Genomic DNA, 14777 nt, shown 5'->3' with positions numbered 1-14777 from the left:
CTAATATAAAAAAGTGGAGCAGAAATGCTTCACTTTTTTTTGTTTAATTAATGATTATTTCGAGTCCGAAGCATTCATCTCTGCTTTGATTTTCTCGCGGTGTTGCATTCCCCATTTGGTCATTGCAGTTACAACTTCTTCCAAAGTTTGGCTGTAGGGAAGCAATTCGTATTCTATGCTTACAGGATATCCTGTTTCTACTTTTTTGATGATGAATCCATTCAGTTCCAAATCTTTCAGCTCGCTGGAAAGTACTCTTGCTGAGATTCCTGTGACTTGGCGCTGGATTTCTGTGAATCGCTTGTTTCCTCTTGCCATTGCAATGATAATCATCAATTTCCATTTTCCGCCGATGGCGTATAATGCGTCTGAAACTGCCATTAAAACTTTGTGACAATCTTCGGTAAATGCCTTGTTATCTGTTTGATTTTCTTTTGATTCTGCCATAACTTTGGTTTTTGTTAGTCGCTAACCTTTAGGTAATGACTAATAAAATGTAAGCAAATATAATATAATTTTGTTCACGAAATAATTACAGAAAGTAATTTTAAAATTGATTAAAACAACAAAATTATGACATTAGAAATTTTAAAAACAAAAGAAGCTCTAAGAAACTTGATAGACGATTATGCATCTCTCGGCGACGAGAAAAAGATTTCGGAACAAATGGATTTATTTACCTCAGACTTGACCTACAAAGTCTTTATGGAAGGTAATTTGGTTGCAGATGTTTCTGGAAGAGAAAAAATGGAACGGGATTTCAATTTACATTCCTCACAAGTGAAAACCTATTTTACATTGAATGGACAACATTTTGTCACTATCAATGAGGGCACTGCGACAGGTATTTCTTTTTCTCAAATTAAAATGATTCGTAAAGCTGATGGAAAAGATATTTTGACGGATTACAGTGTGAAATATGAAGACTTTTACATCCATCAAAATGAAAAATGGTTTATCAAAGATCGGATTGCTCATTTTCTAATTGTAGAATCCAAAACGATAGCTAATGATTAATAAAAGTGGAGCAGAAATGCTTCACTTTTTTGTTTTTCAAATCCTTTTCGCTGGATTAATATTAATTAAATTGATTCTCAACCCGCACATTGTCATTAATCAAATGAATATTATCGTGGAAAAATTCGGCTTCTCTCGGGTATGTTGTGTAGTAGGTAATTCTGGATTTTGAACCATCGTTTTGATAAATATCAATCAAAGATCTCCTAAAACGTCCCATTTTTATATTCTTAATTTTTATATATTTAATAGAGTTGGGCAGAAGCAATTCGGTTTTAAAATTTCTGAAAATCAATAAACCTTTCTGCGAAATCAAATACAAAGGAATGACAGAGAAAACTTTATAAATGAAATTGGTATATCGCTGATAATGGATGGTAAATTCCTCATTCAAATCCTCTATCTCTTTCAAAACCCTTGAGAATCTTTTTAAAATTATCAAGATTAATGGTACAAATCCAATAGCCAAAACCAATTGAATTGAAGCTACAGTCGGAAAGATATAAGCCACGAAATTTTCCTTCAAATCTCTTGACCGATAGACATCGTAGAAAAAATAAACAAAAAAACCAACAATTGCAAAATTTACCAAAAGCAGAAATCCAATCGAAATTGCTCTCAATTTTTTTAAATTTTTTAATTCTGTGGTTTTGAAATTCTGCATTTCGGAATGGCTCATTAGGATAAAATGATTTCTATAAAACTAAGAAAATTAGGCGAAGTTTTTAAACTTATTTTGTAGATTCAAGTCTAATTTTGATAAAATAATCTTGTGATTTGCTACAATATTTTTTCAAGAAGATTGTTTTATAAAGACTTTACCATTAGATGTATAAAATCTTCAGTTTTTGCTTATTTGTTTTCTGTTTTCTCAAAATTACAGCGCAAAACAATTGGACCTTTATGAACGATAATTACAGCGGAATCAACTCTGCAGTATTATCGCCTACGCAACCATTCCTCAATCCAAATCCTTGGGACGTAAATCTGGTTTCAGCGGATCTTTTTTTACAGAATGATTATGCTTATATTTCTCAACAAAGTCTTTTGGGAATTATGAAAACGCCTATTTACACAGCAAACCCAAAACGAAATATCACGGGAGCAAATACACCAGATACTTTCGATTTTTATAATAAAAACAATGCAAATCTCTTGTTCGGTTCAGATATTTTGGGTCCATCGTTTTCTATGACTGCTAACATCAACGAGAAAAAGTTTGTTTTTGGATTGTTTAGCAGAATGAGAACACAAGCATCTGTCTTGGACTTCGACAATTATCTGAAATATGGGAATGAAATGGTTCCACAACCTGAAGAATATCTGATGAAACCCTTCTCGGCACAAGTAATGAACTGGAATGAGATTGGTCTGAATGCCTCGACCAGCATTTTTCCAAATTCCGACAAACAATGGATTCTCGGATTTAATCTTAAATATGAAATTGGTTTGGATGCCACAAACATCATCAGTCATCAATCAATTGATCTCACGTCCAGCGAACCAGCGATTGAGGATAATCCTGATCTTCGGAATATCTATGCCTCAAATTACAACGTTTCCGCAAGTTACATTACCAACTACAACTCGGAAAGCAAACGCTACGAATACAAACAAAACGGATTTGGATTAGGTCTGGATTTGGGAATCACAATGTTGGACAAAGAACCTCGGGAAGACGAATATAATTCCAAATTTTCATTCAATATTATGGATTTGGGCTATATTAATTTTAAAAATGGGAACAATCATCAATTCATCAATGGCAGTACAATTTGGATTCAAAACAATCCCGAGCTTGAAAATAAAAAGTTTGAAAGTCCCGAGCAATATTTGAAATTATTGAGCCAAGAAGCTTACGGAGATGAGAACAAATCCTTTGTAGGAAACGGTTTTAAGATGGGTTTGCCAACGAGTATCAATGTCAATTACAGCCAAAAGATCAAGGAACATCATTTTGTTAATTTCAATTGGATTCAGCGTGTTCCGGTTTTCGAAAATTCGGTGAAGCGGAATAATGTTCTTAATGCCAATTATTCTGTACAAAAAGAAGCTTTTGGTTACGGCGTTTCAACAACTTTGTCGGAGTACAAAAATGTTCAGTTTGGCGCATATTTCAGATTGGGTCCGCTGATTTTGGGAAGCGAGAATGCGTTTCCAATTCTTTTTCAGCATAAGAAACTTCACGCCGCCAATTTTTATATGGCGATCAAGTTTTATCCGTTTTGGGACAATGCTTTCAAGCGCTACAACAGACAGAAATGCGATTGCGAAAAGTAGAATTCTAATTTGACTTAAAGATTTTTCTCCATTTTTCTAACAATTCATTTTCTGAATCTTTATAATTAATGAAGAACTGCTTTTGCCAAAGTTTGGTTTTCTCAGCTTGTTTATTGTTTGGGAAATGCCAATCGGCATAAATTCTGAAACCTCGTTTTCCAACTTTAAGTTCGCTGGAAATTAAATTTTCCTTTTCTAAAACCGCTTTTGGAAAAATGAAAAATCCAGAATTCTCATTTTCTTCGATTGAAATAATGTAAAAATCGAAATCATCATTGATGTCAAACGCTACAGTTTTCCCTTCCGAATCTCGTTTCCAAAACGTTACGAATTGTCCAACTTTCTTCGGCGTGAGTTTTGACTTTCTGAATTTGATGCGATTTTCTTTAATTTTAAAATTAAAACCAAAATAATCTTCACATTCCAAATCAGGAATTATTTCAGTGATTTTTAATTTTAAAGGTTTGAAAATTAAATTGTTGAGAACTGCGATTTCTTTAATCATAATTGAAATTAAGTAAAAGAAAAATCACCATCGCCATCTTTGAAATCATAATCAAAATCTTTCCCGATTCTTTCTTTCAAATCTTTGTGAATCAGATATTTTCTTTCCATCGGACGTTTGTAAATGGCTTTTGGTGAATTGTTTTTCTGAATGGAATCATTCAATTTATCATCAAAAATTGTCATCATTTTCGCCTTATATTTTTTGATGATTTTTGGAAGAACTTCGGAAATAAAATTCACGTTTCCAAAATAATAAAGCACTTTCAAATGTCCATTTCTCACGGAACAAAGCATCGCAGAAACAATTTCCTGATTCTCATAAACCGAAACCCAAAACATTTCGTAATCTTTGGAATAAGAAGAGAAAAGATAATTCTGTTGTTCTTTTTCTGTGGATAGCCAAGGGAAATCTGAAATCCATTTGAATTCTTCCGAACTTCTCCCTAGCGGATTTTTTTTCTGATGATTGATGAATTTCTCCAGTTTTTCGTCCAGAGATTTTGAGATTTTATAAAGTTGTTTTTTTCCATTTCCAAAATACGGAATGAAAAAATTGATAAAATTATCTAATCGTTTCAACCAAATTTTATTTTTTTCAAAAACAGGTTTTTTGGAAGGTAAAAGCTCTGCCAGATTGGATTTGAAATAATATCGAATGGCTTTTTTCGGTTTTGCATAATCGAAGAAACCAATTTTGTTGTAAAGTCCTTCTGCACTTGGTGTAAACTCAGTAATCATCAGGTTTTTCTGATATTTTTCCTCTGCTTCAAAAAGTAGTTTCTGAGCAATTTGTTTGCCTCTGTGTTTCTCGCTGACGAACAAGGTAGAAAACCAACCGAAATGAAATTTTTCTCCATTTTTTCCGGTGATGTCGTCTGGCAGAATTCCCAAATATCCGGCAAGAATCTCATCGTCATAAGCTAAAAATAGCAGAATGTCGTCCGGTTTTGCACGTGGATTTTGGATGTGGGAAATCTCTCTAAGTTCAGAAATCGGAGCGAAAGATGCATTTTTGAAATCTTCGGAATTTGTAAATCCTTTGAGCTGTTCCTTATTAAGTCCGACGATTTTTACCACAGATTATTAATTTTAAACAAATATAAGGAACACCTGTGAAAAGTTTGGAAAAACCTACCGATTTTGGACGAAAAATTTAAAAAGGCAAAATGAAATTTAATCTAAGCCATCAGCAAATTGCCAATAGCCAAAAGCGATTTATCAGCTTCGGATAATCTTATTTTTATTGATTTTCTTTAAAATTTGATAATACATAATTTCGTTTTTTAGAATTTCCTCAGCCGAATAATTTCCTGTTTCAATTGGAATTCTTTGAAGATTTTTAGCATAAGAATCGAGTTTCAAACCAGCTGAACCAAAAGTGAATTTCAGTTCAGGATTTTGATTAAATATATTTTCAAAAAACTGATTATCAACAAAATAATCTGTAAAAGGAAAAGCGAAAGAATCATTGGAGAATTGATTTTCTTTCATATAATCCAAAGATTTCTGCGTGTTTTCCAGTTGTTCAGTCAACGAAAGTTGATTGTAAAGCGGATGATTCCAACCGTGCGAGCTGATTCCGAATCCTTCGTTTTTTAATTTTATTAATTGTTCAGTTGTAAGGTAAACCGGATTTTTTTTTAGATAACCATTGAAATCAATCTCAAGATGATTCGCAATGTCATCCAACTGATTTTGATTTTTGTAATTGATGCTTAGAATTGATGTGACATTTTCATTCAACTCATCACCTGTGTATTTGGAAATTTTATCTTCAAGTATTTTATTTTCAATGATTTCCGAAACTATTAAACTCGCTTTGTTTCGCCACATCATCTCCTTATTATCAATGAATTTCGGATTGATAAAATTAATAGCGAAAATTCCTTTTCTTTTTAAAATTGGAACGATGATGTCGTAAAATTCACTGTAGCCATCATCAAAAGTCAAGAGAATGGTTGGCTTTTTAGTTTTAACTTTTTCCGATTTATGTTTGAGAAAAGTTTCCCAATCTATAAAATCAAAATGCTTTAGTAAAAAATCCAAATCACGTTCAAATTGCTTTACAGAACGATATGGAAATAGATGTTTAGCGTGTTTCAAATCCGCATCGGAAACCAAATGATAAACCAAAATCAAATCCTGAAATAGCAATTTCTGAGAAAATTTCTCAAAAGAAAATCTCCTGTTGATTGGATTAGCGATTCGGTAAAATTTGGTTTTGAAACTCATTTGAAAAATCCTTGTCAAGGTTCAGAACCTTGACAAGGTTAATTTAAAAATTTACTTCACGATTTTCATCTCGTTCAGCAACCATTTTGCATCTGCATATTTATCGACCACGAAAAGAATATACTTTGTGTCAACCATAATATTTCTACACAATTTCGGGTCATAATTGATGTCGCTCATCGTGCCTTCCCATTGTCTGTCGAAGTTAAGACCAATCAGGTTTCCATAAGCATCTAAAGCCGGACTTCCCGAGTTACCGCCGGTTGTGTGATTGGTCGCGGTGAAGTTTACAGGAACTTCGCCCGTTTTATCTTTGTAAACGCCGTAATCTTTGGTGTTGTAAAGATTGATGAGTTTTTTCGGCAAATCAAATTCATAATCTCCAGGAATATATTTTTCCATAATTCCAGAAATATGCGTCTGATAACCGTAAGAAACGGCATCTCTTGGATTGGAACCCTTCACTTTTCCATAAGTCACACGAAGCGTGGAGTTGGCGTCTGGAAAGAATTTTCTGTCTTTGTCCGTTTCCATTTGTTGCGCCATAAATTTCTTTTGCAAAGCATCGATTTCAGTTTGTAAAGAAGTCACTTTTTCGTGAGTCGATTTTACATAAGTTCCTCTGATAGAAGCATAAAGCTGAACCAAAGGGTCATTTTTAAGTGCTTGAATCAATGCATTCTGATCTGCAAAAACTTTGTTGATGTCTGTGTAAACTGTTGCGCCGTTAACCATTCCACCACCTGTGATGATGGATGTTTTTGACCAGTTTTCAATAGTCGCAATATTTTGATTCACATCTTTATATTTATCAAAACCGGCTGGCAAAAACTGTTGAGGCGTTTTGTTGGCGTAAAGTGCAAGCACTTTTGCAGTCACTTTTGCATCCAGAGCACTTTCGTAATCTTTGTACATTTCAGAAAGTCTGGATTTTAGATTCTCCAAAGATTTCTGAGAAGACGTTCCATTTTCTACCGCTTCCACATAACTTCCAAACAAACTTCCTAAAGCCAAAGTTTCGGCATTTCTTGGTAATTCGCTGTAGTAAGCTCTGTTGAGAGCGTAAGGCGCTTGCTCGTTGTAAAGCTTGTTCAGTCCGTCAATCGTGGTTTTGATTGCTGGATTTTTTGAAATTAATGATTGCTCGTATTGTTGTTTTTTTCCAACTGCATTGGATTTTTTAAGACCTTCGATTTCGCCTTGCCATTTTTTCCAAGCGTTTGAGATTCTTGCGTACTTCGAAGCATATTTGATTCTTGTCGCATTATCCACTCTCATTTTTTCGTCAAGCGTTTTCAGAGTCACATCACGAACTGAAATCATTGCTGGATCAATTTCGGTCATAATTTTCTCAACTGCTACAGCCGGAAGATATTCCGTAGTTCTTCCCGGAAAACCGAAAACGAATGTAAAATCATCCTCTTTCTTATCCTTCATAGAAATCGGAAGGAAATGTTTTGGAACGTAAGGAACGTTATCTTTGGAATATTCCGCAGGTTTGTTGTTTTTATCGGCATAAATTCTGAACATCGAGAAATCTCCCGTGTGTCTTGGCCAAACCCAGTTGTCGGTGTCAGAACCGTACTTTCCAATGGCGGAAGGTGGTGCGCCAACCAAACGAATGTCTTTGTAAGTCTCGATCACATAAGCATAAAACTTATTCCCATAATACATCGATCTCACAGAGATTTTTTGATAAGTCTCCGTTTTTTGAGAAGCGATATAAGCATCTGTATTTTGTTTAATTTTCGCATCCAAATCTTTTCCTGTTAGATTTTCCGTTCCAGCAAGAATGTCCTTAGTTACTTCTTTAATGTCTGTGATGAAATCCACCGTAACACCAGGATTTGGTAATTCGCCGTTCATATCTTTTGCCCAAAATCCGTTGGTCAGAAGATCATTTTCTACGGTTGAATGCGACTGAATATTATCGTAACCGCAGTGGTGATTGGTCAATAAAAGTCCTTTTGGAGAGATGATTTCTGCTGTACAACCACCATCAAATTGTACCACAGCATCTTTGATACTCGCTTTATTTGGGTCGAAGATGTCTTTTGCCGAGATCTTCATTCCCAAGCTTTTCATTTCTTTTTCATTGAGTTCCGTCGGAATCCACATTCCGCCGTATTGTTGGCCAAAAGCCATTACTGCAGGAAGTAGGAAGGCTGATAAGAGAATTTTTTTCATTTCAAAAATTTATTATGGTACGAATTTAATTAAAATTTAATCAATCATTTTTTAGGAGCAACCATTGTGTTTTGCTGATGGTTATATTTAATTTTGGGTCATAAAATTGATACAAAACCCAATATGTATTGCTCGGAAAGCTTATGCCGGAATTACTTTTTCCATCCCATTTGTAGGAAGTTCCCGGTTTGAATTGATATACTTCTTTCCCAAATCTGTCAAAAATTCTCAATTTCAAATCAGAAACATCGGTCAGTTTTGAAAAATCAAAATAATCATTTACTCCATCATTATTGGGTGTAAATACGTTTGGAAGAAGCAATGTGTCGCTGTCAATTATTGTTGGTTTATTCAAAATAATTTCTTTAATGATTGAACATCCGGATGCATTTGTTATTAAAACATAAATTTTGTTTAATGATGTTTCGTAGTTGCGGATGTCGGTCTGAATAGGATTGTTGGTATCAACATCATCTCGATTTTCATAAAATTTGAATGATTCGTTGTTATAATTGACAATGGCATCTTCAAGGTTATAAATATAAGTTTGATTATTGACGACTTTAGGGTCAATGTTGCCTAGTAAGTCTGCAATTGGATTTTGAGAAATGTTGTAATCAATTTTTTGAATCTCCGTGATGCCAATTGTGCTAGTTAGTTTTATAATTACCCTGTCGGAACCACTATAATTTTGATTAGCTTTAATTATTAAATTATTATCTGTAATAGAAGCTAAACCGTTATTTGGTTGAGTCAATATTTCTATTTTAGAGATTGGTATGTTCTCATTTGGTGCAGAAAATGAAGGCTTGTAATTGGCTTCACCACAATAATTTGCAATTGAAATATCCGTAATTGTATAGTTGCAATTTTTTACTTCCACAGAACTAGTTTTAAAAGTAAAACCGCTATACGAAACAATGCAAGTGTAATTTCCTTCTTGTGTTGGTGTAAAACTTGAAGCGCTTGCTCCAGGAATATCCACGTTGTTTAATTGCCATTGGAAAGTTTCAAAATCAATATTGCTCAATTGAAGCGTTACAACTTCCTGAATGCAATTGCCATTTACCAAAATGTAAGGGTCATTAGAATATCCCGTGTAATATCCCGAGAATGAACCTGTTCTTTTTTCAGTTTCAAATCCTCCAATTACCCCCATTATGATTGAGTTTTCCGAAGATAAATTAATGTCTCCTTTCAAATTTTTAACTGTTAAATATTTCCAATCTGTACTTCCTGATATGTCCAGAAAACTCGTGTGATTTTGAGTATTAATCAATATATTTGAAGGTTTGTAAGCTAAAACGTGAACAAGATTGTCTAGAGAAAACTGATCGATCTTTTCTATGTCATTGATAGTTCCGATTGTATTTGGTAACGTGCTGTCCAACGGAGGTACAAATGCCATAGTTGGCGTGAGATAGGGGTAGAGTATCAATTTTTCATTGTGATTGTTTCCGGCTGAAAATTGATAAAAATAAATTGGTTTTTCCGACTTTGCAAAAATTCCTTCGTCTTTAAAATCAGTTGATTTCAAAATTTTAAAGTCACCTTCATTTAATGTAAAAGAAGGTGTGGAAGAACCATTCAAATATATTTTGTTATTATTTTCAGTAGAAACTATGAGCGCACCTTCTACTTCCCAATCAATAGACGCAAATCCTTTTCTAATATAATATTCTGAACCTATGCTTTTTACAGGAACAGACTGGTCTATCAAAATTTTCCCACCTTTTTCAAAAAAATAATTACCCTCAAAGTTTCCACTCGTTATCGCTATTGGTTTGTCAGATTCTATTTTCGAGCCTACAAAACTATCCCAATATAAATAATCCAAGACAGGGTCATTATTAGAATTGTCTGCTTTAGTTGTTACCAAGCAATAAGATTCTCCTTTGTTAAGATTGATTTCTATGCCATCGGGGTATTTTTTTCCATCAGCAAAAGTGATTTTTGGACTATAGCCGGATATTTTGATTTTAGTATTGTCTTTTGTGGCAATGATGTTAGATTGGAAATTGATATTGTCTTTTTTTGAAAAACTTTGATAAGGAGCATTTACCGAATAAAACAAATTCCCAATGGCTGTCTTTCCTTTGGATGTGATGAGTTCTGTGTTTTTACCGCCATCAAAATTCAATTTTACACTTGCATAGAAACTGCTGGAACCGGAAACGTGAAATCCCTTTTTTATAGGTCTCATTCCCTCGTATTTGCTTGCCAAATAAACACTTAATGGTAATGTGTAAACAAGAGGAGAGGAATTGCTTATGAGTTCATTCTTAATGATATTGTTGTTGGCATCAAATACTTTAATCTCAACAGGATTACTACTAGGTGTTGATAGATTTAAAGTAATGCTGGTTATAGTGTGATTGTTTTGTAAATAAATTGGTGAAAACCAATGCTCCAAATCCAATTGAGCATTTATAGTAATCGTTTTGAAGATTAAAATGAAAAATAAGAATTTGAAAAAAATAGACTTTGACATTGATTCTTCTACAATGTCCAAATTTAATAAATCTTATTGATAGTTAATTAGATTAAGGAATTTATATATTTTCAGAAGACGTATTTTTCACATAAAGTCGATCCTCAACATATTCGATTTTTGTTTTTCCGTGGGGTTTTGGCAATCCATCTTCGCCCAGCGCAACGAAAACCAATTTATCAATCGTGATAATTTTTTGATGGGTCATTTTATTTCGAACTTCACAACGAAGTGTAAGAGAAGATCTACCAAATTCAACTGCTTCGATTCCGATTTCAATGATGTCGCCTTGTTTTGCCGAACTTACGAAGTTGATTTCAGAGATATATTTGGTTACCGTTCTGGTGTTTTCTAACTGAATAATAGCATAAAGTGCCGCTTCCTCATCAATCCATTCCAAAAGTCTTCCTCCGAAAAGTGAATGGTTGGGATTGAGATCTTCTGGTTTTATCCATTTTCTAGTGTGGTAATTCATCATAATTCTATGGCATTTTAATTTGTTGCAAAGGTAATAAATCCGTAGAAAATTTACGATTTGAGACTATAGATATTATGGATTATAAAATTAATTTTTCGAAATATGAGCTTAAATCTTTTGGTTGGATTTTTGATTCCCTAGATTCTTAGTATTTTTGTAAAAAATTTTTAGAAAATGTCGAAAGTTAAAATAGGTACAGTTCAGATGTCTTGCGTGGCAGACAAGCAGGAAAACCTGAACAAAGCCATTGAAAAAATAAGAGAAGCCGCTGCGAAAGGTGCACAAATTGTTTGTTTGCAGGAGCTTTTCACATCCTTATATTTCTGCGATGTAGAAGATTATGATAACTTCGATTTGGCAGAAGCGATCCCGGGACCTTCAACAGATGCGTTGTCTCCAGTTGCGAAAGAATTAGGCGTTGTCATTATTGCATCGTTATTCGAGAAAAGAGCGCAGGGACTTTATCATAATACAACTGCAGTTATTGACGCTGATGGAACTTACCTTGGAAAATACCGTAAAATGCACATTCCTGATGATCCTGCTTTTTATGAGAAATTCTATTTTACGCCAGGCGATTTAGGTTATAAAGTTTTCCCTACAAAGTTCGGAAAAGTTGGAGTCTTGATTTGTTGGGATCAATGGTATCCGGAAGCGTCAAGAATCACTGCTTTGATGGGTGCAGACATTATGTTTTATCCAACAGCAATTGGTTGGGACACCACTCAAGATGAGGAAACCAATCAAGATCAATATAATGCTTGGCAGACGATTCAACGTTCTCATTCGGTTGCAAATGGCGTTCCCGTAGTTTCTGTGAATAGAGTAGGCTTCGAGCAAGATGGCGCAATGAAATTTTGGGGCGGAAGTTTTGTGACAAACGCTCAAGGGAAATTATTGTATCTCGCTTCTCACGATAAAGAAGAAGTCGTTGTAACAGAAGTTGATTTGGCGCAAACAGATTATATGAGAAAGCACTGGCCATTCTTGAGAGACAGAAGAATTGAAACTTATTCGCCAATTACGAAACGCTTTATTGACGAGGATTAATGACAATAGATAAAGATTTTAATCCGTTAGAAAATGGATACGTTTTCCCCGCAGAATGGGAAGAACACGAAGCAACTTGGCTTTCCTGGCCTCACAAAGAAGAATCTTGGCCGGAAAGAATCGACTTGATTTATCCGGCTTACGCCAAATTCATTGCTGAACTTACGAAAGGCGAATTTGTTTGCATCAATGTGAAAGATCAGGAAATGCAGGCTTTCGCAATGGAACATATTTACAAAGCCGGTGCAGATATTTCGAAAGTCGAATTCTATTTCCACGAAACCAATGATGCGTGGTGCAGAGATCACGGTCCAGCATTTTTAATTAATAAAAAAGGAGAAGAACCCCAGAAAATCATTGTTGATTGGGGTTTCAACGCGTGGGGTGGAAAATATCCACCGTTTGAATTTGATGATGTGATTCCGACCAAAATCGCTGAAGAAAAAGGTCTTCCGGTTCTTTATCCAGGAATTATTATGGAAGGTGGTTCAGTTGAATTCAATGGTGCTGGAACGGTTTTAACATCGAAGTCTTGTTTGCTTAATGAAAATAGAAATCCACATTTGTCGAAGGAAGAAGTTGAGGATTATTTGAAAAAATATTACGGACAAAAGCAAGTGCTTTGGGTTGATGACGGCATTATCGGTGACGATACAGACGGACACGTAGACGACACGATTCGTTTCGTGAATGAAGACACTGTTTTGACAGTCATTGAAGATAATAAAGAAGACGATAACTACGAAATCCTTCAAACCAACCTTCGTCAGTTAAAAGAAATGAAATTGTTGGACGGACGTCCACTTAACATTATCGAATTGCCAATGCCAGATCCAGTTTATTGTGATGGACAAAGATTGCCAGCGTCTTACGCCAATTTCTACATCGCAAACAAATCGGTGATTGTTCCGACTTACAATTGTGAGAAAGATCAGCTTGCATTGGACATTATCCAAAAATGTTTTCCGGAAAGAGAAGTGGTTGGCATAGATTCCACCGACATCATCTGGGGCTTGGGAAGTTTCCATTGTTTGAGTCAACAAGAGCCTTTGGTATAGATTTAGGTCCGCATTACGCGGACTTTTTTATTTGATAAATATGAGCGACATTACTACTCCGGAATCGGTCAAAAAATTTCTTCCTCTCATTTTGGGAACTGCGATTTTTATGCAGATGCTGGATTCCACAATTCTGAATACATCTTTGCCTTCAATTGCGAAAGATCTGCAGGAATCGCCTTTGGATATGCAAAATGCGATTATCAGTTATGTTTTGACATTGGCTTTGTTTATGCCAGTCAGCGGTTTTTTGGCGGACAAATTTGGGACTAAGAAAATTTTTATTCTTTCGTTAGTGGTTTTTTCCTTGGGTTCATTATTTTGCTCATTATCACAAAACCTTACAGAACTTGTGATTTCGAGAGTTGTTCAAGGTGTTGGTGGAAGTTTGATGACGCCGGTTGGAAAATTAGCTTTGATCCGAGCATTCAACAAAAATGAACTTCTGAAAGCAATGAATTTCGCCATCATTCCAGCATTGATTGGTCCCGTAATGGGGCCTGTCGTTGGTGGCTATATGGTCGATTATCTCACTTGGCATTGGATTTTTTTGATTAATATACCCATTGGAATTCTGGGAATCGTGCTCAGTTTAAAATATATGCCCAATTACAAATCGCCCGTCATCGACTTTGATTTGAAAGGTTTTTTAATTTTCGCCTTGGCATCATTACTGCTTTCCAGCGCTTTAGAATTGTTAGGAAACGCACAAAATATCACACCTGTTTTGCTGATATTTTCTTTAGGATTTCTAATGCTGTACTTCTATTACAAACACGCAAAAACGGACAACAATCCGATTTTTCCACTCAATCTTTTTCAAGTCAGAACGTTTCGGGTTGGGATTTTGGGGAATCTCGCTACAAGGTTGGGAATCAGTTCTATTCCGCTTTTGGTACCGCTGATGATTCAGATTGCGTACGGACAATCGGCGTTGACATCGGGTTGGATTATTGCCCCAATGGCTTTGACAGCGATGTTTGGAAAATCGTATGTAATTGGAATTTTGGACCGATTTGGTTATCGTAAAACTTTGATGGTCAATACATTTATTATTGGAGTTTTGATTTGTTGTTTGGCAATTCCGAGTGTGCAAAGTTCGATTTATTGGTTCGTTCCGATTTTGTTGATTCTTGGATTTTTCAATTCAATTCAATTTACAGCGATGAACACGATTTCGATTGCCGATTTGCGACCTTATCAAAATAGCAGTGGAAATTCTTTGGTTTCTGTGAATCAGCAGTTTGCGGTCGGATTTGGAATCGCGTTTGGTTTGATTGTTTTGAAATTGTTTGAAGGCGACACCACATTTATCAAAAATCAAGTTCATAACGCTTTCCGATACACATTTTTGATTGTAGGCTTCTTGACGATTCTTTCCGGTTTTGTTTTCCGAAGACTCAATTTCCGGGATGGCGATAATATGAAATCGGTTTCATAAATGATTTCTGAATCGATTATCTTTGCATCAATAAGA

General features: G+C 35.0%; 13 protein-coding genes. 5 read left to right on the top strand and 8 right to left on the bottom strand.

Annotation, left to right across the window (positions count from 1 at the left end):
• Positions 1-54: 54 nt before the first annotated feature.
• A complete protein-coding gene (locus B0I22_RS05750) occupies positions 55-447 on the bottom strand; it encodes a winged helix-turn-helix transcriptional regulator (RefSeq protein ID WP_133943686.1) in 393 nt (130 codons plus the stop codon).
• Between the two features lie 126 nt (positions 448-573).
• Here B0I22_RS05750 and B0I22_RS05745 point away from each other — a divergent pair, with 126 nt between their 5' ends.
• Entirely contained in the window at positions 574-1017 is a 444-nt protein-coding gene (locus tag B0I22_RS05745) for a nuclear transport factor 2 family protein (protein ID WP_133943685.1), read from the top strand.
• Between the two features lie 61 nt (positions 1018-1078).
• On the opposite strand, the gene B0I22_RS05740 is transcribed toward B0I22_RS05745, so the two are convergent.
• Positions 1079-1696: a hypothetical protein gene (locus B0I22_RS05740; protein WP_133943684.1), complete on the bottom strand. Its 618-nt coding sequence runs from the start codon at positions 1694-1696 to the stop codon at positions 1079-1081.
• A gap of 224 nt (positions 1697-1920) precedes the next feature.
• Between B0I22_RS05740 and B0I22_RS05735 the strand changes: the two genes are divergently transcribed.
• Positions 1921-3297, top strand: a complete 1377-nt coding sequence (locus B0I22_RS05735; protein ID WP_133943683.1) for a DUF5723 family protein — start codon at positions 1921-1923, stop codon at positions 3295-3297.
• 4 nt (positions 3298-3301) lie between these two features.
• Here B0I22_RS05735 and B0I22_RS05730 read toward each other — a convergent pair whose 3' ends face one another.
• The 6 genes from B0I22_RS05730 to B0I22_RS05705 all read right to left on the bottom strand — a co-directional run bounded on the left by B0I22_RS05730 (position 3302) and on the right by B0I22_RS05705 (position 11189).
• Positions 3302-3802: a MepB family protein gene (locus B0I22_RS05730; RefSeq protein ID WP_133943682.1), complete on the bottom strand. Its 501-nt coding sequence runs from the start codon at positions 3800-3802 to the stop codon at positions 3302-3304.
• Between the two features lie 8 nt (positions 3803-3810).
• Positions 3811-4881: a GNAT family N-acetyltransferase gene (locus tag B0I22_RS05725; protein ID WP_133943681.1), complete on the bottom strand. Its 1071-nt coding sequence runs from the start codon at positions 4879-4881 to the stop codon at positions 3811-3813.
• A gap of 141 nt (positions 4882-5022) precedes the next feature.
• Complete coding sequence (locus B0I22_RS05720) at positions 5023-6036, bottom strand: polysaccharide deacetylase family protein (protein WP_133943680.1); 1014 nt, start codon at positions 6034-6036, stop codon at positions 5023-5025.
• A gap of 51 nt (positions 6037-6087) precedes the next feature.
• Entirely contained in the window at positions 6088-8223 is a 2136-nt protein-coding gene (locus tag B0I22_RS05715) for a S46 family peptidase (protein WP_133943679.1), read from the bottom strand.
• 40 nt (positions 8224-8263) lie between these two features.
• A complete protein-coding gene (locus tag B0I22_RS05710) occupies positions 8264-10714 on the bottom strand; it encodes a T9SS type B sorting domain-containing protein (RefSeq protein ID WP_133943678.1) in 2451 nt (816 codons plus the stop codon).
• A gap of 61 nt (positions 10715-10775) precedes the next feature.
• The gene (locus B0I22_RS05705) at positions 10776-11189 is read right to left on the bottom strand and encodes an acyl-CoA thioesterase (protein ID WP_133943967.1); all 414 of its coding nucleotides are present in this window, start codon (positions 11187-11189) and stop codon (positions 10776-10778) included.
• 177 nt (positions 11190-11366) lie between these two features.
• On the opposite strand from B0I22_RS05705, the gene B0I22_RS05700 reads away from it, so the two are divergent.
• From B0I22_RS05700 to B0I22_RS05690, 3 genes are read left to right on the top strand one after another with little or no spacing between them, the layout of a single operon-like run.
• Positions 11367-12242: a carbon-nitrogen hydrolase gene (locus tag B0I22_RS05700; RefSeq protein WP_133943677.1), complete on the top strand. Its 876-nt coding sequence runs from the start codon at positions 11367-11369 to the stop codon at positions 12240-12242.
• Positions 12242-13300 carry an agmatine deiminase family protein gene (locus B0I22_RS05695; RefSeq protein ID WP_133943676.1) on the top strand — a complete coding sequence of 353 codons (1059 nt, stop codon included), beginning with the start codon at positions 12242-12244 and terminating at the stop codon, positions 13298-13300. The genes B0I22_RS05700 and B0I22_RS05695 overlap by 1 nt, the downstream gene beginning before the upstream one ends.
• 40 nt (positions 13301-13340) lie before the next feature.
• A complete protein-coding gene (locus tag B0I22_RS05690; RefSeq protein WP_133943675.1) occupies positions 13341-14741 on the top strand; it encodes an MFS transporter in 1401 nt (466 codons plus the stop codon).
• Positions 14742-14777 lie beyond the last annotated feature (36 nt).

This window comes from Epilithonimonas xixisoli, from assembly GCF_004365655.1.
GTDB classification, from domain to species: domain Bacteria; phylum Bacteroidota; class Bacteroidia; order Flavobacteriales; family Weeksellaceae; genus Epilithonimonas; species Epilithonimonas xixisoli.
Note: the sequence above shows the minus strand (reverse complement) of the source record. Positions and strands in the feature narration are given on the sequence as shown.